This window comes from Pantoea sp. sgz302252, from assembly GCF_047713085.1.
In the GTDB taxonomy this organism is placed as follows: Bacteria; Pseudomonadota; Gammaproteobacteria; order Enterobacterales; family Enterobacteriaceae; genus Scandinavium.
Genome location: NZ_JBLFJW010000007.1, coordinates 110917 through 132231, shown reverse-complemented (window position 1 = coordinate 132231; position 21315 = coordinate 110917). Strand labels below are relative to the sequence as shown.

20 protein-coding genes are annotated in these 21315 nt (G+C 55.7%); 13 read left to right on the top strand and 7 right to left on the bottom strand.

Features of this window, described 5'->3' with window-relative positions; translation table 11 throughout:
• Positions 1-53 precede the first annotated feature (53 nt).
• Positions 54-536, bottom strand: coding sequence for an ureidoglycolate lyase (gene allA, locus ACLW56_RS07635; RefSeq protein WP_330983192.1), 483 nt, complete (start codon positions 534-536; stop codon positions 54-56).
• A 217-nt stretch (positions 537-753) separates the two neighbouring features.
• Here allA and allS point away from each other — a divergent pair, with 217 nt between their 5' ends.
• On the top strand, positions 754-1680 hold the full coding sequence (gene allS, locus ACLW56_RS07630) for an HTH-type transcriptional activator AllS (protein ID WP_330983191.1): 927 nt from the start codon (positions 754-756) through the stop codon (positions 1678-1680).
• A gap of 65 nt (positions 1681-1745) precedes the next feature.
• Positions 1746-2816 (top strand): tRNA 2-selenouridine(34) synthase MnmH, encoded by a 1071-nt coding sequence (gene mnmH, locus ACLW56_RS07625; RefSeq protein WP_330983190.1) that lies wholly within the window; start codon positions 1746-1748, stop codon positions 2814-2816.
• A 117-nt stretch (positions 2817-2933) separates the two neighbouring features.
• Here the strand turns inward: mnmH and ybbP are convergent, their stop codons facing one another.
• A complete protein-coding gene (gene ybbP / locus ACLW56_RS07620) occupies positions 2934-5345 on the bottom strand; it encodes a putative ABC transporter permease subunit YbbP (protein WP_330983189.1) in 2412 nt (803 codons plus the stop codon).
• Positions 5342-6028, bottom strand: coding sequence for a putative ABC transporter ATP-binding protein YbbA (ybbA, locus tag ACLW56_RS07615; protein ID WP_330983188.1), 687 nt, complete (start codon positions 6026-6028; stop codon positions 5342-5344). The genes ybbP and ybbA overlap by 4 nt, the downstream gene beginning before the upstream one ends.
• Between ybbA and tesA the strand changes: the two genes are divergently transcribed.
• From tesA to ACLW56_RS07600, 3 genes are all read left to right on the top strand, one after another.
• Positions 5996-6622 carry a multifunctional acyl-CoA thioesterase I/protease I/lysophospholipase L1 gene (gene tesA / locus ACLW56_RS07610; protein ID WP_330983187.1) on the top strand — a complete coding sequence of 209 codons (627 nt, stop codon included), beginning with the start codon at positions 5996-5998 and terminating at the stop codon, positions 6620-6622. The genes ybbA and tesA overlap by 33 nt on opposite strands.
• A 28-nt stretch (positions 6623-6650) precedes the next feature.
• Positions 6651-7421: an SDR family oxidoreductase gene (locus ACLW56_RS07605; RefSeq protein ID WP_330983186.1), complete on the top strand. Its 771-nt coding sequence runs from the start codon at positions 6651-6653 to the stop codon at positions 7419-7421.
• A 68-nt stretch (positions 7422-7489) separates the two neighbouring features.
• A complete protein-coding gene (locus ACLW56_RS07600; protein ID WP_330983185.1) occupies positions 7490-8344 on the top strand; it encodes a co-chaperone YbbN in 855 nt (284 codons plus the stop codon).
• A 72-nt stretch (positions 8345-8416) separates the two neighbouring features.
• Here ACLW56_RS07600 and fetB read toward each other — a convergent pair whose 3' ends face one another.
• Both fetB and fetA read right to left on the bottom strand, forming a co-directional pair.
• Complete coding sequence (gene fetB / locus ACLW56_RS07595; RefSeq protein ID WP_330983184.1) at positions 8417-9202, bottom strand: iron efflux ABC transporter permease subunit FetB; 786 nt, start codon at positions 9200-9202, stop codon at positions 8417-8419.
• Positions 9189-9857: an iron efflux ABC transporter ATP-binding subunit FetA gene (fetA, locus tag ACLW56_RS07590; RefSeq protein ID WP_330983183.1), complete on the bottom strand. Its 669-nt coding sequence runs from the start codon at positions 9855-9857 to the stop codon at positions 9189-9191. Before fetA ends, fetB begins: the two co-directional genes overlap by 14 nt.
• A 136-nt stretch (positions 9858-9993) precedes the next feature.
• On the opposite strand from fetA, the gene ACLW56_RS07585 reads away from it, so the two are divergent.
• Positions 9994-10911: an SPFH domain-containing protein gene (locus ACLW56_RS07585; protein ID WP_330983182.1), complete on the top strand. Its 918-nt coding sequence runs from the start codon at positions 9994-9996 to the stop codon at positions 10909-10911.
• Complete coding sequence (locus ACLW56_RS07580) at positions 10908-11360, top strand: NfeD family protein (RefSeq protein ID WP_330983181.1); 453 nt, start codon at positions 10908-10910, stop codon at positions 11358-11360. The genes ACLW56_RS07585 and ACLW56_RS07580 overlap by 4 nt, the downstream gene beginning before the upstream one ends.
• Here the strand turns inward: ACLW56_RS07580 and cueR are convergent, their stop codons facing one another.
• Positions 11361-11765: a Cu(I)-responsive transcriptional regulator gene (gene cueR / locus ACLW56_RS07575; protein WP_330983180.1), complete on the bottom strand. Its 405-nt coding sequence runs from the start codon at positions 11763-11765 to the stop codon at positions 11361-11363.
• Positions 11766-11869: 104 nt separating this feature from the next.
• Between cueR and copA the strand changes: the two genes are divergently transcribed.
• The 4 genes from copA (at position 11870) to ybaK (ending at position 15962) form a co-directional block, all read left to right on the top strand.
• Positions 11870-14371 (top strand): copper-exporting P-type ATPase CopA, encoded by a 2502-nt coding sequence (copA, locus tag ACLW56_RS07570; protein ID WP_330983179.1) that lies wholly within the window; start codon positions 11870-11872, stop codon positions 14369-14371.
• 107 nt (positions 14372-14478) lie between these two features.
• The gene (locus tag ACLW56_RS07565) at positions 14479-15282 is read left to right on the top strand and encodes a TraB/GumN family protein (protein ID WP_330983178.1); all 804 of its coding nucleotides are present in this window, start codon (positions 14479-14481) and stop codon (positions 15280-15282) included.
• A 4-nt stretch (positions 15283-15286) separates the two neighbouring features.
• A complete protein-coding gene (locus ACLW56_RS07560; RefSeq protein ID WP_330983177.1) occupies positions 15287-15499 on the top strand; it encodes a hypothetical protein in 213 nt (70 codons plus the stop codon).
• On the top strand, positions 15483-15962 hold the full coding sequence (gene ybaK / locus ACLW56_RS07555) for a Cys-tRNA(Pro)/Cys-tRNA(Cys) deacylase YbaK (RefSeq protein WP_330983176.1): 480 nt from the start codon (positions 15483-15485) through the stop codon (positions 15960-15962). The genes ACLW56_RS07560 and ybaK overlap by 17 nt, the downstream gene beginning before the upstream one ends.
• 254 nt (positions 15963-16216) lie before the next feature.
• Here the strand turns inward: ybaK and ushA are convergent, their stop codons facing one another.
• A complete protein-coding gene (ushA, locus tag ACLW56_RS07550; protein WP_330983175.1) occupies positions 16217-17869 on the bottom strand; it encodes a bifunctional UDP-sugar hydrolase/5'-nucleotidase UshA in 1653 nt (550 codons plus the stop codon).
• Between the two features lie 177 nt (positions 17870-18046).
• Between ushA and ACLW56_RS07545 the strand changes: the two genes are divergently transcribed.
• Together ACLW56_RS07545 and ybaL are read left to right on the top strand one after the other, a co-directional pair.
• Positions 18047-19267, top strand: a complete 1221-nt coding sequence (locus tag ACLW56_RS07545; protein ID WP_330983174.1) for an MFS transporter — start codon at positions 18047-18049, stop codon at positions 19265-19267.
• A 234-nt stretch (positions 19268-19501) separates the two neighbouring features.
• The gene (gene ybaL, locus ACLW56_RS07540) at positions 19502-21178 is read left to right on the top strand and encodes a YbaL family putative K(+) efflux transporter (protein ID WP_330983173.1); all 1677 of its coding nucleotides are present in this window, start codon (positions 19502-19504) and stop codon (positions 21176-21178) included.
• Positions 21179-21315 lie beyond the last annotated feature (137 nt).

The window sequence follows — 21315 nt, the reverse complement described above, 5'->3', positions numbered from 1 at the left end:
TGTCTGAAAACACCGACATCTTATGCAAGATAATCCACCGGGTCACGTTCAGTTCATGCAAAGTGCAGCTCTTTGGGTCCTACTTTCGCCACATCGCAGTTGTCCTGGCCGCCGCGATCGACGGTCAAAAAGTCTGTCACGCTCTGCCAGGCAAACAGCGGATGATGCCAGACATTGCGGTGATAATTCACGCCCTGCTTGCCGTTACTGATAAAGGCACGCAGTGTGGTTTCATCGGGTGTGTCACCGCCCAGCGCCACAACCACCACAAAGGCTTCTCCGCCTAGCGGGATAAAAGCCTGGGTTCCCAGCGGATGACGTTCCAGTTCGGTGACAATAATGGGCAACGCTGCCGGCTGGGCTTTATTGATGCTGATAAGCGTTCGGGGCTGTTCCAGCACCTCGACCAGCGCCAGATCGTGGAAACGTTGGACCTTTCCCTCGTTAATGTGGAAAAAATCCTGCCCGTCGGTTTCGATGACATCGCCATACGGACGGAACGCTTCACGCGACAGCGGTAACACTTCAAGTTTCATCGCCTTTTCCTTGTTATCTCAATCCGTTTTGCCCGGCCTTTCACCGCCGTAGCGTTTCTGTTGGCTAATTTAGAACCATCGAATCGGAACATCAATACCAAAGTTGGAATATTTTTCCAAAAACAGATGAAGGCCACATTATTAACATGGCCATTATGAAAAAATACTTTTAAATCAGCCAACAAGAAAATTAACGCCTCCACAGAGGGGAAAGCTCATGTTAGATCCTGATACCTTACGCACCTTTGTTTGCATTGCCGAAACGGGGAATTTTTCACGCGCAGCGGAAAAGCTGTTTAAGACCACCGCCACCATCAGCTACCGCATAAAACTGCTCGAGGACAATGTGGGCGTTCCTTTGCTGATCAGAACCACCCGCAGCGTTTCCCTGACCCCCGCAGGACGGCATCTCTTAAGCCAGGCGAGGGAATGGCTAGGCTGGATAGACGGCATGCAGGGCGAGCTTCGCCAAATCAACGATGGCGTTGAGCGACAGGTCAATATCGTGGTGAACAACCTGATGTATTCCCCGCAGGCCATTGCCACGCTGCTGGCCTGGCTGACCGAGCGCTATCCTTTTACGCAGTTTCACTTTTCGCGCCAGATTTATATGGGCGTGTGGGACACTCTGCTGCACGATGATTTTTCCCTGGCCATTGGCGTGACGGGGAATGAATCGTTGTCCGACAGCGTGGCGCTGGCCCCGCTCGGCGAGGTCAACTGGCTGTTCGTGATGGCTCCAAATCACCCGCTCAGCCAGCAATCTTTACCCCTTTCCGATGCCCAGTTGCGGCGCTATCCGGCAGTCAATATCAAAGACAGCGCCGTGAAGCTAACCCGGCGTGTTGCCTGGTTGCTGCCGGGGCAAAAAGAGATTGTCGTGCCGGACATGGAAACCAAAATTGCGGCTCACCTCGCAGGCGTTGGCGTCGGTTTTTTGCCTGAACCCCTGTGTCGACCGTTAATTGAGGCAGGCTTGTTGGTCAGTATGACCATTCCAGTGATGCGCCCGCCTTCACCGCTGAGTCTGGCCTGGCAAAAAGGCAATACCGGAAAAGCCGTGCAGGATATTGTTGAGCTGTTCCTTCAACGTAAAGCGGAGGTCGAAGGCTTCTGGCAGCCCTTTTCCTCGTCGTTGCAGTGAAAAATCAAAGTATCCTTCCGCGATGCGCGTAGAATCCCCCTATGCCATCTGAGAAGGATTTTTTCATGAACAATGGGACAGACTTCCGCGCCATTCTGCGTGCCGGAACGCCCATCATCGATGTACGCGCGCCCGTTGAGTTTCAGCAAGGTGCCGTGCCTACAGCCATCAACCTGCCGCTCATGAATGACGATGAGCGCGCGTCCGTTGGTACCTGCTACAAACGCCATGGGGCAGAAGCTGCGCTAAAACTCGGCCATTCACTGGTTGGCGGTGAGCTTCGCCAGCAGCGTATTGACGCCTGGCTAGAGGCATTTCAGCATCACCCAACCGCTTTTCTTTGCTGCGCCCGTGGCGGCCAGCGATCGCATATCTCTCAGCAGTGGCTGCACGAAGCAGGGCTTGATGTTCCGCTGATTGTCGGCGGGTATAAATCCCTGAGGCAAGCAACGATAAGCCTCACCGAGGAGAAGGTCAAAAAGCCCATTGTGCTGGTTGGCGGTTGCACAGGTAATGGCAAAACGCTACTGGTGAAGGCGCACGCTTCGGGTGTTGATCTCGAAGGCCTCGCACATCATCGCGGCTCTTCATTTGGCCGAACCCTGCAACCGCAACTTTCGCAGGCAAGTTTTGAAAATGCGCTGGCTGTTGAATTGTTACGTACTGAGAGTGAACGCTGGGTGCTGGAAGATGAAGGCCACATGATTGGTGCCAATCACCTGCCAGAATGTCTGCGCGAAAGGATGGCGCAATCGCCAATTGTGGTGGTGGAAGATCCGTTTGACGTTCGGCTAGAGCGCCTTCGGGAAGAGTACTTCACGACGATGCATCAGGCGTTCTTGCAGGCTTTTGGCGAAGAAAAAGGCTGGCAGGAATACAGTGATTATCTGCACCAGGGCTTGTTCGCCATTCGCCGCCGTCTGGGGTTACAGCGCTTTGCGGAACTGACGGACAAACTGGATACCGCGTTGGTTGAGCAGCAGCGTACAGGATCGACCGAATCGCATTTCAGTTGGCTCAAGCCCTTGCTGATTGAATATTACGATCCGATGTACAGCTATCAGCTCAGTAAAAAAGCACAGAAAATTGTGTTTCGCGGGAATTATGATGAGGTTGCGGCCTGGCTCTCAGCCTAAAGAAGGGCGGCGATTTCGCCGCCTTCCTGTATCAGAAATCGTCGCGCAGGCCGTTGCCCGGCAGATATTCGTCGTCATTAGGCATATTGGCCAGCTTTAATTGATGACCAAAAAAAACTATACGCTGAACTGACGGAATAACGCTTTGCCTTTAAGCAGCCGAACGCCCAGCCAGCCACCACAAAGGGAAAGTAGCACTGCACCGCACACCGGTAAGGTCACCCACAGCCGCCAGTCTGGTTCCCAGGGGAAGTCAAAGACTTTGGTCTGCAATACTGCCAGCGCCGTTTCCGCCCCTATCGCGGCGACCAGCCCGGAGACAAAGCCAAGCAGCGCAAATTCAGCCCACAGCGTGGTTCGCAACAGCGATTTGCCTGCACCCAGCGTGCGCCACACCACCAGCTCCTGATGGCGTTGCCGCATGCCGACCTGCACCTGCGCCAACAACAGCAACACGCCACAGGCTGTGACCAGCACCACCATGACCTCCAGCGCGCGGCTGACCTGCCCCAACACCTGGCTAACTTGTTTGAGGATCGCACCGATATCCAGCAGGCTGACGGTCGGGAATTCACGGTTCAGTTGGGTCAGCAACGTCGTGCCATTATCCCAGCGGAAACTGGTCAGCCAGCTTTGCGGTTGCCCGTCCAGCGCCCCTTGCGGGAAGATGAAGAAGAAATTGGGCCGCAGGCTTTCCCAGTCCACTTTGCGCAGGCTGGTTACTTTGGCGCTGAACGCCTGCGTGTCGCCGGTAAAGGTCACACTGTCGCCCAGCGCAATATTCAGCCGTTTCGCCAGCCCCTCTTCTATCGAGACCTCGCCCGTTTTCGGCGGCCAGTTCCCGGCTGTCACCTCGTTATGATCCAGCTGGTTTTGCCAGGTCAGATTCAGTTCTCGGTTCAAGGATTCGTCAGCGCTGCCATCGGTGGATTTGCCGTTAATCTCTGTCAGACGTGCGCGAACAATGGGGTAAAACGCCGAAGGAATAACCTGATGCTCAGCCAGGAACCCCTTCACTTGCCCCACCTGCTCCGGCGCTATGTTGATGAGAAAATAGTTCGGACTTTCGGGCGGCAGTTGTTGTTGCCATCTGTCCAGCAGATCGCCACGCAGCACCAAAAGCAGCGCCAGCAGCATGAATGACAGCGAAAACGCCGCCAGTTGACTGAGCGTCGACCACGGCTGGCGCAGCAAACGACTCACCGCCAGACGCAGCGGCAGAGACTTCAGCGTCAATCGCTTCAGGCCATTAAGCAACAGCCAGCCAACAATGCCGCACAGCACGGCCAGCACGACGGCCCCAGCCAGCACCGACCAAAGCAGCATTGAGCCGCCCATCAACCAGGCCAGAAGCAGCACCACGACCACCACAATCGCGGGGATGTAAAACTTCAGCGGCCAGACATCCGCCACCGCATCACGCCGCAGCACGCGTAACGGTTGGGTTGCCAGCAGCAATCGCCACGGACGAAGGCCCACCAGCAGCGAAATCACCACCATCGCGCCGGTAGCCCATAGCCACGGCCACAAACTGGCTGGCGGCAGCGCGGCAGGCAGCACAGGTTTTAGCAGCACCATCAGGACTTTCTCGAACACCAATCCCATCGCGCCACCGGTGATCAGCGACAACGCCAGCAGCATCGCCCACTGCCCGAGGATCAGTTTTCGCAGCTGCGCTCGCCCGGCGCCAAGCGTTTTCAGGATGGCCACCAGATCGTAACGGCTGCGGCAGTAATGCCCCATCGCCACGGCGACGGCAGCCACAGCCAGAAGCAAAGTCAGCAAAGCGGAAAGCAGCAAGAATTGCTGTGAGCGTTCGAGAGATTTGCCGAGCGCGCCTTCATCCTGTTCAAGGCCAATCCAGCGCTGATCGGGTTTGAGCTGCGGCAACAACCACGATTCATATGCGGCTATTTGCTGCGGCGTGCCGCCAAATTTATAGCGCCAGCTCACGCGGCTTCCAGGCTGAACCGCGCCTGTTTTCGCCACATCGGCGACATTCATCATCAGCCGTGGTGCCATCTGGAAAGGGTTAAATCCTGAATCTGGCTCCTGAATCACTTCCCCGGCTATCTTGAGTGTCGCATCACCCACATCGATAGAATCACCGACTTTCAGGTTCAACAGCGCCATTAAGCGCGGCGCTAACAACACGCTGCCCGCCTGCGGCTTCAGGCCTGGAGGACGCGTATCCAGCTCGCCGTACATCGGATAAACATCGTCTACCGCTTTTACATCGGCAAGCTGCGGGGTATCGCCTGCAAAGGTCATGGTAGCAAAATTGAGCTGCTCGCCCACTTTCAGGCCTGATTCCCGGGCTTTATCCAGCCAGGCGGCGGGCACTTCCCGCGCGCTACGCAGGGCTCTGTCGCCCGCCATAAATTCACGGCTTTGCTGGCTTAATCCTTTTTCCATTCTGTCGCTGATATTGCCGAGCGCCAGCACGCACGCCACCGCCAGGCTCAACGCCAGCCAGACAATCAGCAGCGAGGGCGACCGCCACTCTCGCCAGAACCAGCGGGCAATCATGATTCTTCCCTCAACTGACCGTTAACCAGACGCAGACGTCTGTCGCAGCGTGCTGCCAGTTCCGGGTCATGCGTCACCAGCACCAGCGTGGTGCCATGTTCGCGGTTAAGGGAGAACAGTAAGTCAGCAATGCGATCCCCGGTTTGTCTGTCGAGATTGCCTGTTGGCTCATCGGCAAACAGCAAATCAGGCCGACCGTTAAACGCACGAGCCAGCGCCACTCGCTGCTGTTCGCCACCGGAAAGTTGTGCCGGAAGGTGATGCAGACGCTTGCCCAGGCCAAGCTGGTCTAACAGCGCTTTGGCGTGAGTGCGCCCCTGGCTGTCGCTTTCCCCACGCAGCAACGCAGGAAGCTCGACGTTTTCCAGCGCATTCAGCGTTGGGATAAGCATGAATGACTGGAAAACAAAGCCGACATGCCGTGCGCGTAAAGCCGCCCGAGCCTCCTCATCAAGCTTATGCAGTGGCTTACCCATCAGATTCACTTCACCGCTGCTGCCATCATCCAAACCCGCAAGAATGGCCAACAGCGTCGATTTCCCGGAGCCCGATTCGCCCACCAGCGCGAGTGTCTCCCCCCGTTTGACAAGCAGCTCAACTCCGGTAAGGATGGAAAGCTCCTGCTCACCCTGACCGACGGATTTCTTAAGATGATGAACTTCAAGTATGTTTTCCGCTGGCATTTGCCTTTCCTGTTTCTGATTCTGTTAAGCTTCCGCGCCGCGGCTGCCGACACGCTGCTGATTCTGGGTGACAGCCTGAGTGCGGGCTATCGGATGGCGGCCACGGCCGCATGGCCTGCGCTGCTGAATGAAAAGTGGCAGCCGAAGACGGAGGTTGTCAACGCCAGTATTAGCGGTGACACCTCGCAGCAAGGGCTGTCGCGCTTACCCGTCCTGCTGAAACAACACCAGCCCAAATGGGTGCTGGTTGAACTGGGTGGCAATGACGGCCTGCGCGGGTTCCAGCCGCAGCAAACTGAAGCCACCCTGCGCACGATCCTTACTCAGGTCAAAGCCGCCCACGCCAAACCCTTGCTGATGCAAATTCGTCTGCCTGCAAACTATGGCCGTCGGTATAATGAGGCGTTTAGCGCGATATATCCGAAGCTTGCCAGCGAGTTCGCTATTCCTCTGTTGCCGTTTTTTATGGAAGAGGTCTATCTGAAACCGCAGTGGATGCAGGATGATGGTATTCACCCCAACCGTGACGCCCAGCCGTTTATTGCCGACTGGATGGCGACACGTCTGGCTCCCTTAGTTAAACACGACTCCTGAGAGTCGCGAGTGGTCTTCAGGTAAAGTTATGCAAAAAACGGTCTTAATAACAGGATGTTCCAGCGGAATCGGGCTGGAAAGTGCGCTGGAACTGAAACGCCAGGGTTTTCGCGTACTGGCCGCTTGCCGTAAGCCAGAAGACGTGGCGCGCATGGCAGAATTGGGGCTGGTCGGGATCGTTCTCGATCTGGATTCGCCTGACAGCGTCGATCGTGCCGCCGATGACATTATCGCCCTCACCGGGAACCGCCTGTTCGGCATTTTCAACAACGCCGGATACGGGCTGTACGGCCCATTAAGCACGCTGAGTCGTGCGCAGGTAGAGCAACAATTCTCCACTAACTTCTTTGGTACACACCAGTTAACCATGCGCCTGCTGCCCGCCATGGAACCGCACGGCGAAGGCCGCATTGTGATGACATCGTCGGTGATGGGGCTGATTTCCACCCCAGGCCGCGGGGCTTATGCCGCCAGTAAATATGCGCTGGAAGCGTGGTCCGACGCATTGCGCATGGAATTACGCTACAGCGGCATCAAAGTCAGCCTGATTGAACCGGGCCCAATTCGCACCCGCTTTACGGAAAACGTCAATCAGTCTCAGGCCGATAAGCCAGTAGAAAACCCAGGCATTGCCGCACGTTTCACGCTGGGGCCGGAAGCCGTAGTGGACAAAGTGCGCCATGCTTTTACCAGTGATAAGCCCAAAATGCGCTATCCGGTGACGCTGGTCACCCATGCGGTGATGCTGCTCAAGCGCCTGTTACCCGGCCGGATGATGGACAAAATTTTACAGGGCTGAGTTGAAGCTGTGGCTAAAGCCCCCATGTAACAGAGATATCCTCTGAATTCGACTATAGAGAGTGCCTCATGACTGCACAGTACATCGTTAACATTACCGAAGCTAACCTGCACCCGACGCTGGAGCAGTCGGTCACCACGCCGGTGTTGTTTTACTTCTGGTCTCCTCGTAGCCAGCATTGCGAACAGTTAACCCCGATGCTGGAAAGCCTGGCGGCACAGTACAACGGGCAGTTTATCCTCGCCAAACTGGACTGCGACGCCGAGCAAATGATCGCCTCACAGTTTGGTCTGCGCGCCATTCCAACCGTTTATCTGTTCCAGAACGGTCAGCCGGTTGACGGCTTCCAGGGCCCGCAGCCGGAAGAAGTGGTGCGGGCCCTGCTCGACAAAGTACTGCCGCGTGAAGAAGAGTTAAAAGCTCAGCAGGCGATGGCCCTGATGCAGGAAGGTAAACACGACGAAGCGTTGCCGCTGCTGAAAGACGCCTGGCAGTTGTCCAGTCAGGACAGCCAGATTGGCCTGCTGCTGGCAGAAACTCAAATCGCGCTACACCGTTCTGAAGACGCCGAAGCGACGCTGAAAACCGTGCCGTTGCAGGATCAGGATACCCGCTATCAAGGGCTGGTCGCGCAAATCGAGTTGCTGAAACAAGCCGCTGATACCCCAGAAATTCAGCAATTACAGCAGCAAGTGGCCGCCAATCCAGAAGATGCTGCGCTGGCTTCCCAGCTCTCGCTGCAACTGCATCAAGTGGGGCGTAACGAAGAAGCGCTGGAATTGCTGTTTAGCCATTTGAAGAAAGATTTGGGCGCAGCAGACGGCCAGGCACGCAAGATGATGCAGGAAATTCTTGCAGCACTCGGCACCGGCGACGCTTTGGCCTCGAAGTACCGCCGTCAGCTTTATTCTCTGCTTTACTAACCCCTTTGCTGAATGCCCGGCGGCGCTTCGCTTGCACGGGCCTACGATAACGTAAACAGGCCGGGTAAGGCATCAGCCGCCCGGCGTTTTCAACTGCTTCACCACCAGCTGGTGGCGCGAGTTATAGAACTTCCGGTACGTCAGATAGCAGGCAATGATGGTCGACAGGCTCGCGGTTGAGAGCAGCATAAACGTCACCATAATCTGGTATTTAATGGCCTTCACCGGGTCGATTCCGGCAAAAATCAGGCCTGACATCATGCCCGGTAAACTGACTAATCCTACCGTTTTGGCCGAATCCACCGTTGGGATCAGCGACGCGCGAATGCTCTCGCGAATCAAACGTTCAGACGCCATTTTCGGCGTTGCGCCCAGACTCAACTTCTCCTGAATTTGCTGCTGTTCACTGTTGAAGCGCTGCCCAAGGTTGTTGTAGCACAGCCCCACCGCAATCATCGCGTTGCCAGCGATCATCCCTGCAATAGGAATCACCTGCATTGGGGTGAAAGTAATCGCCCCTGAGAAAACCAATACCGCCAGCGTCAGCCCTGCCCCAGTGGTGATAGCCATAAACGACGAAACAAACGCCTGACTGATGTATTTACTGCGTTTTTGCGCATTCCACGCCGCATTGAAACAGATAAACAGCACCATCAGCAGGGTCAGCAAGGCGTTATTGACGTTAAAAATCGTTTTCAGCACGTAGCCGACAATCACCAACTGGATAACGGCCCGGCAGATACTCCAGATGATGTCTTTCTCCAGCGCCAGTTTTTCCCGATAGCTGACAATAATCGCCACCAGCACTAGCAGCATCGATAACGCCAGTGATTCGTTGGAAATATTATGCTCGCCCATCTGCGTGCTCCTCCATTCCACCCGCCTGCGGTTTCAGGGTAATAACGTCATCGGCGTGGCTTATTTCGTCTTTATCATGAGTGACCCACAACACGCCGACGTTCTGCTCCTTCACATAGCGATGAATAATCTCATTCACGTTATGCTTATTACTCTCGTCGAGTGCGCTGGTCATTTCGTCAAGCAATAACACTTTCGGTAAGAATTGCAGATTGCGAATCAGCGATATTCGCTGCTTTTCACCACCAGACAGCGAATGAATGGATTTTTGCAGCGTGTCTTCTGGCAGATTAAAACGCGCCAAATCCGCCAGCAAATGTTCCGGTTCCGGACGTTTATCCCGTATTTGCCACGGGAAAATGAGGTTGTCATAAACCGTCTCGCCAAACAGCGCAGGGGTTTGTGCGCAGTAAGAAACCTGCTGGCGATAGGCTTCAGGAGAAAGTTGCAGGATATCTTCCCCACAAAAATGAATGCTGCCGGACGTTGGGCTGAGCAGCGAGGCAATGATCTTAAGTAAGGTACTTTTTCCGCAGCCGGAAGGCCCTGTAATCAGCGTAAATTGTCCTTCACACAACCGCAGATTGATATTATTCAGGAGGGGAGTTTCACCAGACATAAATCCCAGTTGGCTGACCTGCAATAATTCCTTCATTGTTTTCCCATTTATTACGCTTATTCCCCATTATTGTACGCCTGCGCACTTCGCGCTGAGAAGGATAAAAGTTATACTTTCTGTTCTCGGGCTGACGAAGGCTGTTGGCTATCAGGCAAAAAAACAGGAGGTTTTCATGCTCATCTTTATTCCCGTCTTAATCTTTGTCGCGCTGGTGATTGTTGGTGCAGGCGTCAAAATTGTGCCGCAGGGCTATCAATGGACGGTAGAACGCTTCGGCCGCTACACCAACACCCTGCAGCCAGGGCTGAGCCTGGTGGTGCCGTTTATGGACCGTATTGGGCGTAAGATCAATATGATGGAACAGGTCCTCGACATCCCTTCACAGGAAGTCATTTCCAAAGACAACGCCAACGTGGCGATTGATGCGGTGTGCTTTATTCAGGTTATCGATGCCCCGAAAGCGGCCTATGAGGTCAGCAATCTTGAGCTGGCGATCATCAACCTGACCATGACCAACATCCGTACCGTACTGGGCTCGATGGAGCTCGATGAAATGCTCTCTCAGCGAGACAGCATCAACACTCGCCTGCTGCACATCGTGGATGAAGCCACCAATCCCTGGGGGATCAAAATCACCCGTATCGAAATCCGTGATGTTCGCCCGCCAGCCGAACTTATCGATGCGATGAATGCCCAGATGAAAGCCGAACGTACCAAGCGTGCTTATATCCTTGAAGCCGAGGGGATTCGTCAGGCCGAAATCGTCAAAGCGGAAGGGGAAAAACAGTCCAAGATCCTCAAAGCGGAAGGTGAGCGTCAGTCAGCGTTTCTGCAGGCGGAAGCCCGTGAACGTTCTGCGGAAGCAGAAGCTCGTGCTACGCAAATGGTGTCCGAAGCGATCGCTGCCGGTGACATTCAGGCGGTGAACTACTTCGTGGCGCAGAAATACACCGATGCGCTGCAGCAGATTGGCTCCTCCAGCAACAGTAAAGTGGTGATGATGCCGCTGGATGCCAGCAGCCTGATGGGGTCTATCGCCGGGATTGCCGAATTGATGAAAGACAGCGCCACTGAGCGGAAAAACAGATGATGGACACCCTTCTCACACACCCGCACATCTTCTGGCTAAGCCTCGGTGGTTTGCTGCTGGCGGCGGAAATGTTGGGCGGGAACGGGTATCTGCTGTGGAGCGGCGTGGCGGGTATCATCACCGGCTTGCTGGTGTGGCTTCTGCCGCTTGGCTGGGAGTGGCAAGGGGTGATTTTTGCCGTCCTGACGCTGCTGGCCGCCTGGCTGTGGTGGCGTTGGCTGGCTAATCGCGTGAAGCAACAGTCCCGCGCCGACAGTCAGCTAAATCAGCGTGGGCAGCAATTGGTGGGCAAAGTGTTTACGCTTGAAGCGGCGCTAAACAACGGGCGAGGCCATGTCAAAGTGGGTGACAGCTCGTGGCCCGTCGCCGCCGAAGAAGATTTTCCAGCAGGCACGCGCGTGGAAGTCATTGCCGTGGAAGGGATCACCTTAAAGGTGCGCCCTCACTGATCAGGCCTTACGATGACAGCAGCCGGAAAGATTATCGATAATCGGGCAGTCGGCGCTGTCATCTCCCGGGCAGGCTTCGGCGAGCGTGATTAATTGCTTACGCATTCCCTGCAGCTCTTCAATGTGACGTTCAATATCCGCCACTTTCTGCAAGGTTCGCGCTTTCACATCCGCACTGTGGCGAGCGGGATCGTTGAACAAGTTCACCAGCTCGCCGCACTCTTCCAGATTAAACCCCACCTGGCGTGCCTGGCGCAGCAGCGTCAACTCATCAAGATGCTTTTGCGAGTAGGTGCGGTAGCCGTTATCGCTACGTAAGGGCGGCGTCACCAGCCCTTTCTCTTCATAGAAACGAATCGCTTTGCTGGTCAAACCGGTTTTTTTCGCAACATCACTGATGTTCATATTCCCCCCTTGACCTTTCCCTTAATGGAAGGTTTATCCTGACTAACAGTAGAAAGAAGTCACCTGCTGGTCAATAGCCAGCGATTGTTAAATTTGGAGGAATGATGTCTACCACCATCGACCTGACGCTGGACGGCCTCTCCTGCGGCCACTGCGTCAAACGCGTAAAAGAGAGCCTTGAACAACGCCCTGACGTTGACCAGGCTGACGTGACGATCACTGAAGCGCATGTCACCGGCAGCGCCAGCGCCGAAGCGCTGATTGAAACCATTAAACAAGCTGGATACGGGGCGGAGCTCAGCCACCCAAAGGCTAACCCGCTGACAGAGTCATCAACCCCGTCGGAAGCACTGACAGCGGCCCCCTCAGCGCTTCCGGCAGCCGATGACATTGATGACAGCCAACAGCTGCTGATCAACGGTATGAGCTGCGCCAGCTGTGTGTCCCGGGTACAAAACGCGCTTGCTGCGGTACCGGGCGTGACGCAGGCACGGGTGAATCTGGCGGAACGCACGGCGCTGGTGATGGGCAGTGCGTCCGCCGCAAATTTAGTGCAGGCGGTGGAAAAAGCAGGCTACGGCGCAGAAGCGATTGAAGACGATCAAGAACGCCGTGAACGCCAGCAGGAAACCGCCATCGTCACCATGAAACGCTTCCGCTGGCAGGCGATTGTCGCCCTGCTGGTCGGTGTGCCAGTGATGGTCTGGGGCATGTTCGGCGACAACATGATGGTCACCGAAGCCAATCGCTCCCTGTGGCTGACGATTGGCCTTATCACCCTCGGGGTGATGGTCTTTGCGGGCGGTCATTTTTATGCCAGCGCGTGGAAGAGCCTGAAAAACGGCACCGCGACGATGGACACTTTAGTGGCGTTGGGCACTGGCGTGGCGTGGCTCTATTCGATGAGCGTCAACCTGTGGCCGCAATGGTTCCCGATGGAAGCTCGCCACCTCTATTACGAAGCCAGCGCGATGATCATTGGTCTGATTAACCTCGGCCACATGCTGGAAGCGCGCGCACGCCAGCGTTCTTCGAAAGCGCTGGAAAAACTGCTCGACCTCACGCCGCCAACCGCACGAGTGGTGACAGAACAAGGCGAGAAATCCGTGCCGCTGGCCGATGTTCAGCCGGGCATGACGTTACGCCTGACGACTGGCGATCGGGTGCCGGTCGACGGCGAAATTACCCAGGGTGAAGGCTGGTTTGATGAAGCCATGCTGACCGGCGAACCCGTGCCGCAGCAAAAAACAGACGGCGCAGCGATTCATGCGGGCACCGTGGTGCAGGACGGCAGCGTGCTGTTCCGTGCCAGCGCTGTCGGCAGTCACACCACGCTGTCGCGTATTATCCGCATGGTTCGCCAGGCGCAAAGCAGCAAACCGGAAATCGGCCAACTGGCGGATCGCATCTCAGCGGTGTTTGTTCCTGTGGTTGTCGCCATCGCGCTTATCAGCGCCGCCATCTGGTATTTCTTCGGCCCGGCACCGCAGATTGTTTACACCCTGGTGATCGCCACCACGGTGCTGATTATTGCCTGCCCTTGTGCGCTGGGTCTGGCGACGCCGATGTCGATTATCGCGGGTGTCGGGCGTGCCGCAGAATACGGCGTGCTGGTACGTGATGCCGATGCACTGCAACGTGCCAGTGAACTCGACACTCTGGTGTTTGATAAAACCGGAACGCTGACGGAAGGAAAACCGCAGGTGGTGGCCGTGAAAACCTTCGCCACGGTGGACGCAGCCGAGGCACTGCGTTTTGCAGCGGCTCTTGAGCAGGGTTCAAGCCATCCGCTGGCCCGAGCCATTATTGAGAAAGCCGGTGAAACTGTGCTGCCGCAAGTGAACAACTTCCGCACGTTACGCGGGTTAGGCGTCAGCGGTGAAGCGGAAGGCCGTGCGCTGCTGCTGGGAAATCAGGCTCTGTTAAACGAGCAAAACGTGATGACCACAGCCTGTGAAGCTGAAATTCAGGCGCAGGCAGAGCAAGGCGCAACGCCGGTATTACTGGCTATCGACGGGCAAATCGCGGCTCTGTTTGCCATCCGGGATCCGCTGCGCAGTGACAGCGTAGAAGCGCTGCAACGCCTGCATCGCGAAGGTTATCGCCTGGTGATGCTGACGGGGGATAACCCGACTACCGCCAACGCCATTGCCAAAGAAGCGGGTATCGACGAAGTGATCGCCGGAGTGCTGCCAGACGGCAAAGCCGAAGCCATCAAAAAATTGCAGGCAGAAGGCCGCAAAGTGGCGATGGTGGGCGACGGCATCAACGATGCGCCTGCGCTGGCACAAGCGGAAGTCGGGATTGCGATGGGCGGCGGCAGCGACGTGGCTATCGAAACGGCAGCCATCACGCTGATGCGCCACAGCCTGACTGGCGTTGCCGATGCGCTGGCGATTTCCCGGGCCACGCTGCGGAACATGAAGCAGAACCTGCTGGGCGCGTTTGTTTACAACTCGCTGGGTATTCCGATTGCCGCCGGGATCCTGTGGCCGCTCACCGGGACGTTGTTAAACCCGGTAGTTGCCGGGGCGGCGATGGCACTTTCGTCCATCACCGTGGTGAGCAACGCCAACCGCTTGCTGCGCTTCAAACCGAAAGCCTGATGGCGTACTGGCCCTTAGCAGAGCTTGTTAAGGGCCAGTCCCCTATTTAGACGTTGAGCCCCGATCCCCGACGCGCTAGCATGGACCTTTGATTTTAGGGAGCGCGTATGGGTCTGTTTCAACGAATAAAATCTTTATTACGCGCCTTGTCCGGGAAACGCTATCGCTGGCCCGGTCTGGACATCACGCTCGCTAGCGGACAGCAGTTGCATCTGGTGGGCAGCATTCACATGGGCACTCGCGATATGTCGCCGCTGCCGCCCAGGCTGACAGCCCTGATCCAACAGGCCGATGCGGTGATCGTCGAAGCCGACATTACCGGCACGGAAACACCCTTTCGTGATCTGCCCCCCTGTCCACCGCTGAGCGAACGCTTATCGCCCTCAAGCTATCAACAGCTGGAACAGCTGACCGATGAGCTGGGCCTCTCGCTGGCGCTGTTCGACAGCCAACCTTTATGGCAAATCGCGATGGTGCTTCAGGCGACGCAGGCGCAGAAACTGGGCCTTCGCCCTGATTATGGGATTGATTACCAGCTGCTGCATTGCGCACGTGAAGCTCACAGGAAGATCATTGAACTGGAAGGGGCGCAAAGCCAGATTGACCTGTTGCGCAACTTACCCGATCAGGGGCTGTCGCTGCTGGAAGACACGCTGACGCACTGGCATACCAATGCACGTCTGTTGCAGGTGATGATCGGCTGGTGGCTGGAGCAGCCGCCGGGTGAAACCCCTTCGCTGCCAAATACCTTCAGCCATGAGCTGTATGACGTCTTAATGCACCAGCGCAATCTGGCATGGCGGGATCGTCTGCTTTCCCTGCCGCCGGGGCGCTACGTTGTGGCGGTGGGCGCCCTGCATTTGTACGGAGAAGGAAACCTGCCTTCGATGCTGAGCGCGGCGCGGAAATAAAAAAATGGCCAATATTTCTATTGGCCCGTCAAAGAGGTATTTCATCATTATTATTATCCCGAAGTTCGCACTTCGGATCTTTCGATTGTCGCTCAAAGTAACCATCACTGCCAACACTATTGCGCAAGATGGTACTATTTTTTCGACAGCCGTCAGGCGTATCCTGACGGCTGTTCACTCCGGTTGTAAGAAGGATGGTTATGACGCCCGCCGTTAAGTTACTCGAAAAAAACAAGATCCCGTTTAAGGTTCACAGCTACGATCACGATCCGAATGAAACCAACTTTGGCGATGAGGTAGTGCGTAAACTGGGACTCAATGCCGATCAGGTTTACAAAACCCTGCTGGTGGCGGTTAACGGGGATATGAAACACCTGGCCGTAGCGGTAACGCCAGTCGCTACACAGCTTGATTTGAAGAAGGTCGCAAAAGCGCTGGGAGCCAAAAAAGTCGATATGGCTGACCCGATGATCGCCCAGCGAACCACCGGCTATCTGGTGGGGGGCATCAGCCCATTAGGGCAGAAAAAACGCCTGCCGACGCTTATCGATGCACCTGCCCAAACGTTTGAGACTATTTATGTGTCCGGCGGTAAACGCGGTCTGGATATTGAGCTGACGGCAGAGAGCCTTGCGAAAATGCTGGATGCGACGTTTGCGGATATTGCGCGACGGGATTAGGTTTCGTGTCGTTTATTTCCCCTCACCCCGACCCTCTCCCCAAAGGGGCGAGGGAGAAAATCAACTCCGGCCCGCTCCCCTCGCCAAAAGCGGCGAGGGAGAAAATCAACTCCGGCCTGATCCCCTCGCCCAAAGCGGCGAGGGAGAAAATCAACTCCGGCCTGATCCCCTCGCCCAAAGCGGCGAGGGAGAAAACCAGCTCCGGCCTGATCCCCTCTCCCTTTTAGGGAGAGGGTTAGGGTGAGGGTAAAACGTTACTGCCAGCTCACTTCCCCTTTCGGTTCGTAAGCATTCACATCCAACGGTGAGTTCTGCTCGATATACTGCTTCAGCACTTCCGCATCAATGAACCCGGTGTTCACATAGCCCGGTTTGGTGTCGATGTGCGGATAGCCGTCGCCGCCGGTGGCGTTAAAGCTCAGCGTCGCCATACGGTAGTTTTTCGCCGGGTCGACAGGCTCGCCTTTGATTTTCAACTCAGTGAGCTGCCCGCCTTTCGCCACGAAGCTGACATTCGCGAACTGCGGATAAGCTCCTGAATCCGGCTTCATCTGCGCCACGGCGGTCAGATAGTCCGTCACTTCTTTGCCCGTCATATCCACATAAACTACCACGTTGCCAAACGGCTGCACCTTGAGCACGTCTTTGTAGGTGATTTTGCCCGCTTCGATAGAATCGCGAATGCCGCCGCCGCTCATGACGCCAAAATCAGCTGTGGTGCGCGCCATCTGTGCCGCGAGGATCAGGTGCCCCATGTTGGTTTGCACGAAACGCACTTTGCTGCGATCGCCTTCCAGGTGCCCATTCACTTCACCCACTTTTACGTCGAGCTGTGCCTTGCCTTTATTGTGGAACGGCGTCAGCAGCGACAGCATTTGCGGGTTCTCCGGGATTTGCGGGGTGTAAAGTACACGCTCGCTTTGCCCGTTGTCCCAGGTCACTTTCTTCTTCAGATTCACCGGAATGAGCTGGTAATGCACCAGTTTCATCTCGCCGTTGCGGAATTCAAAATCCGCGCGGCCGACATATTTGCCCCATTCATGAGCCTGCACAATCCAGATACCGTTTTGCTTGTCCGGCGCGCAAGGCGTGCCAGGCACATAATCGACCTGCTTTTTATTCTCGGAAGCCATGCAAACCGGATCTTGTGAGTGACCACCCACAATCATGGTCAAGGCCCCAGCAGGCAGGCTGCGAGCCAGTTCCACATCGCCCGGCGCATTGGAACCGTGATTGCCGTTATCGTAGTGACCCATGTGGGTAGCCGCCAGAATGATGTCGGGCTTCTGCGTCTGCTGCAGTTCCTGAATCACCAGCTTCGCTTCTTCGGCAGGTTTACGGAATTCGATATCGGTAAAGTTTTCCGGGTTGCCAATTTTGGCCGTGTCATCGGTCGTTAAACCGATAACTGCAATTTTAAGCCCCTGACGATCAAACAGCTGCCACGGTTTGAAGAGGCGCTCGCCAGTGCTTTTCTGGTAGATGTTGGCCGACAGGAACGGGAACTTGGCCCATTTTTCCTGCTGGCGAATCACGCTGAGCGGATTGTCAAACTCGTGGTTGCCAACGGCCATCGCATCGTAGCCCACCAGGTTCATGCCGCGGAAATCAGGTTCCGCATCCTGTAAATCGGATTCCGGCACGCCGGTATTGATGTCGCCACCAGAAAGCAGCAGCACGCTGCCCCCTTCCGACGCCACTTCTTTGCGAATGCCATCCACCAGCGTTTTCTGCGCAGCCAGGCCATATTCGCCGTACTCGCTACGCCAAAAATGCCCGTGGTGATCGTTGGTGTGCAGGAGGGTAATTTTATACGTTTTATCCTGCTCATAAGCGTTGGCTTGCAGGCTACTCAACAGGCCCGCTGCCAGCATCGCCAGCACCACGCCACGTTTCAACAATGTCATGACTCTCTCCCTGAATAAATTTCACCTGCCGAAATTACAGTGAGTCACAAGCTTAGACAAATATGTTTTCAGAATTGAGACTTTCTTCAAACGCCTGAGCCCGTTATCTTAGTCTGATAATGATTACAGACCATAAAATCCCCAACGTCGCTAAACCCTAACTACAGTGAATTTTCTATGGCAATCAGTGAAACCAGTCCAACACTGCCCGGCACGTCGTCGCCGCAGCAAAAAGCCAAAACCTCATTTCGCATTCTCGGCGCCATCAGTCTGTCTCACCTGCTGAATGACATGATCCAGTCGCTGATCCTGGCGATTTATCCGCTGCTGCAATCTGAGTTTTCCCTGACATTTGTCCAGATCGGGATGATCACCCTGACCTTCCAGCTCACCTCCTCGCTGCTCCAGCCGGTGGTCGGTTACTGGACGGACAAACACCCGATGCCGTGGTCGCTGCCGATTGGCATGTGTTTCACCATGAGCGGTCTGATTTTGCTGGCGATGGCAGGCAGTTTTGAAGCCGTTGTGCTGGCGGCAGCGCTGGTCGGAACGGGGTCTTCGGTGTTCCACCCAGAATCCTCTCGCGTGGCACGAATGGCTTCCGGTGGCCGTCATGGTCTGGCGCAATCGCTGTTCCAGGTTGGCGGCAACTTTGGCAGTTCCTTAGGACCGTTGCTGGCGGCAATGATTATTGCACCATACGGTAAAGGTAACGTGGCGTGGTTTGTGCTGGCGGCCCTGCTCGCCATCGTGGTGCTGGCGCAAATCAGCCGTTGGTATGCCGCGCAGCACCGAATGAACAAGGGCAAGCCCAAAGCGGCGATAGTCAATCCGCTACCGCGCAACAAAGTCATTCTGGCGGTTTGCGTGTTGTTAATGCTGATTTTCTCGAAATATTTCTATATGGCGAGCATCAGCAGCTATTACACCTTTTATCTGATGCATAAATTTGGCTTATCGGTACAGAATGCGCAGATTCACTTGTTCGCCTTCCTGTTTGCAGTAGCCGCTGGCACCGTAATTGGTGGGCCTGTTGGCGATAAGATTGGCCGTAAATATGTTATTTGGGGCTCTATCCTGGGTGTTGCGCCGTTCACTCTCGTTTTACCGTACGCATCACTCGAATGGACAGGGATTCTGACGGTGATCATTGGATTTATCCTCGCCTCCGCGTTTTCCGCCATTTTAGTGTACGCCCAGGAGCTGTTACCGGGCCGAATTGGCATGGTTTCCGGCCTTTTCTTCGGTTTCGCTTTTGGCATGGGTGGCCTTGGAGCCGCGGTGCTTGGGGTGGTTGCCGATCACACCAGCATTGAAGAAGTCTATAAAATCTGTGCTTTCCTGCCTTTACTGGGTATGTTGACCATATTCCTGCCTGATAATCGTCATAAAGCCTGATTTTCTGCCCGTCAGAGTGAAACCCTGGCGGGCATTTCCCTGCATTCTGTCCGCTTTATTGGCGTAATTGCCCTTTCATTTTTCGATCTGTGCGGTTTTCACGCCAAATTCCGTTTTTCCTCAAAATCCAACAATTATTCATAAACAGGATGATTGAAATTGTCATAAACTATTACTCGGATTTCTGGTTCGTCGAGCCAGAAAGGGGACCCTGCAGCAACGAAAGGAGACGGAATGCATCACGCAACACCGCTAATCACCACCATTGTCGGCGGGCTGGTACTCGCTTTTATCTTTGGCATGATCGCCAACAAACTCCGTATTTCGCCTCTGGTGGGCTATTTGCTGGCGGGTGTGCTTTCAGGTCCTTTTACTCCTGGCTTCGTTGCCGATACGAAACTTGCCCCTGAACTGGCTGAACTGGGTGTCATCCTGCTGATGTTCGGCGTAGGCCTGCATTTTTCCCTGAAGGATTTGATGGCGGTAAAGGCCATCGCCATTCCCGGCGCGATTGCCCAGATTCTGGTCGCAACGCTGCTGGGTATGGCGCTTTCGTCCATGCTGGGCTGGTCGCTGATGACCGGCGTAGTGTTCGGATTATGTCTTTCGACCGCCAGTACCGTGGTGCTGTTACGCGCGCTTGAAGAGCGGCAACTGATAGACAGCCAGCGAGGGCAAATCGCCATCGGCTGGTTGATTGTGGAAGATCTGGTGATGGTGCTGACGCTGGTGCTGCTGCCTGCGGTCGCCGGGATGATGGAACAAGGCGACGTCGGGCTGGCTACGCTTGCGCTGGACATGAGCCTGACCATCGGCAAAGTCGTTGCCTTTATCGCCGTGATGCTGCTGGTGGGCCGTCGCCTGGTACCGTGGATCCTGGCTCGCAGCGCCGCCACCGGGTCACGTGAACTGTTTACCCTTTCTGTTTTAGCGCTGGCGCTGGGCATCGCGTTTGGCGCAGTCGAACTGTTTGATGTTTCCTTTGCTCTCGGCGCGTTCTTCGCCGGAATGGTGCTGAACGAATCCGAACTCAGCCACCGAGCGGCGCACGACACGCTGCCCCTGCGTGATGCCTTTGCGGTACTGTTCTTTGTGTCCGTCGGCATGTTGTTCGACCCGATGGTGCTGATCGAGCAGCCTCTGGCGGTGTTGGGCACGCTGGCGATTATTATCTTCGGTAAGTCTGTTGCCGCGTTCATTCTGGTGCGCCTGTTTGGACACTCGCAGCGTACCGCTCTGACCATCGCCGCAAGCCTCGCGCAGATTGGTGAATTTGCGTTTATCCTCGCCGGACTTGGCATGGCGCTGAACCTGCTGCCACAAGCCGGGCAGAATCTGGTGCTGGCCGGGGCTATTCTGTCGATTATGCTCAACCCGGTGCTGTTCGCGGTGCTGGAAAAATACCTCGATAAAACCGAAACCCTCGACGAGCAAACCTTCGAAGAAGCGATTGAAGACGAGAAACAGATCCCGGTGGATATCTGCAACCATGCGCTGCTGGTCGGTTTTGGCCGCGTCGGCAGCCTGCTCGGTGAGAAACTGATGGCGCAGGGCATTCCATTAGTGGTGATTGAAACCTCGCGCACCCGAGTGGATGAGCTGCGAGAATGCGGTATTCGTGCCGTACTAGGCAATGCGGCCAGTGAAGAAATCATGAATCTGGCGCATCTGGATTGCGCACGCTGGCTGCTGCTGACGATTCCAAATGGCTACGAGGCAGGGGAAATTGTCGCCTCAGCCAGAGAGAAATGCCCGAATATCGAGATTATCGCCCGCGCACACTATGACGACGAAGTGGAATACATTACCGAACGGGGTGCGAATCAGGTGGTGATGGGCGAGCGAGAGATTGCGAACACGATGCTGACGCTGCTGGAGAAACCGCCGGTTGGAGAAGCGGTGACGGGGTAAGCTTTCTGCGGCCTGATGCCCTCTCCCCCAGCCCCTCTCCCACAGGGCGAGGGGAGTTTTTCGTTCCCTCTCCTTTGGGGAGAAAGTCAGGGAGAGGGGGAAAACGCGGTACATAATCCAACATTGCCTGCTGGCGC

Bases quoted from the DNA above. Each gene is read 5' to 3' on its own strand.
- allA (WP_330983192.1), bottom strand. From the start codon at position 536: ATGAAACTTGAAGTGTTACCGCTGTCGCGTGAAGCGTTCCGTCCGTAT.
- allS (WP_330983191.1), top strand. From the start codon at position 754: ATGTTAGATCCTGATACCTTACGCACCTTTGTTTGCATTGCCGAAACG.
- mnmH (WP_330983190.1), top strand. From the start codon at position 1,746: ATGAACAATGGGACAGACTTCCGCGCCATTCTGCGTGCCGGAACGCCC.
- ybbP (WP_330983189.1), bottom strand. From the start codon at position 5,345: ATGATTGCCCGCTGGTTCTGGCGAGAGTGGCGGTCGCCCTCGCTGCTG.
- tesA (WP_330983187.1), top strand. From the start codon at position 5,996: ATGATGAACTTCAAGTATGTTTTCCGCTGGCATTTGCCTTTCCTGTTT.
- ybbA (WP_330983188.1), bottom strand. From the start codon at position 6,028: ATGCCAGCGGAAAACATACTTGAAGTTCATCATCTTAAGAAATCCGTC.
- ACLW56_RS07605 (WP_330983186.1), top strand. From the start codon at position 6,651: ATGCAAAAAACGGTCTTAATAACAGGATGTTCCAGCGGAATCGGGCTG.
- ACLW56_RS07600 (WP_330983185.1), top strand. From the start codon at position 7,490: ATGACTGCACAGTACATCGTTAACATTACCGAAGCTAACCTGCACCCG.
- fetB (WP_330983184.1), bottom strand. From the start codon at position 9,202: ATGGGCGAGCATAATATTTCCAACGAATCACTGGCGTTATCGATGCTG.
- fetA (WP_330983183.1), bottom strand. From the start codon at position 9,857: ATGAAGGAATTATTGCAGGTCAGCCAACTGGGATTTATGTCTGGTGAA.
- ACLW56_RS07585 (WP_330983182.1), top strand. From the start codon at position 9,994: ATGCTCATCTTTATTCCCGTCTTAATCTTTGTCGCGCTGGTGATTGTT.
- ACLW56_RS07580 (WP_330983181.1), top strand. From the start codon at position 10,908: ATGATGGACACCCTTCTCACACACCCGCACATCTTCTGGCTAAGCCTC.
- cueR (WP_330983180.1), bottom strand. From the start codon at position 11,765: ATGAACATCAGTGATGTTGCGAAAAAAACCGGTTTGACCAGCAAAGCG.
- copA (WP_330983179.1), top strand. From the start codon at position 11,870: ATGTCTACCACCATCGACCTGACGCTGGACGGCCTCTCCTGCGGCCAC.
- ACLW56_RS07565 (WP_330983178.1), top strand. From the start codon at position 14,479: ATGGGTCTGTTTCAACGAATAAAATCTTTATTACGCGCCTTGTCCGGG.
- ACLW56_RS07560 (WP_330983177.1), top strand. From the start codon at position 15,287: ATGGCCAATATTTCTATTGGCCCGTCAAAGAGGTATTTCATCATTATT.
- ybaK (WP_330983176.1), top strand. From the start codon at position 15,483: ATGACGCCCGCCGTTAAGTTACTCGAAAAAAACAAGATCCCGTTTAAG.
- ushA (WP_330983175.1), bottom strand. From the start codon at position 17,869: ATGACATTGTTGAAACGTGGCGTGGTGCTGGCGATGCTGGCAGCGGGC.
- ACLW56_RS07545 (WP_330983174.1), top strand. From the start codon at position 18,047: ATGGCAATCAGTGAAACCAGTCCAACACTGCCCGGCACGTCGTCGCCG.
- ybaL (WP_330983173.1), top strand. From the start codon at position 19,502: ATGCATCACGCAACACCGCTAATCACCACCATTGTCGGCGGGCTGGTA.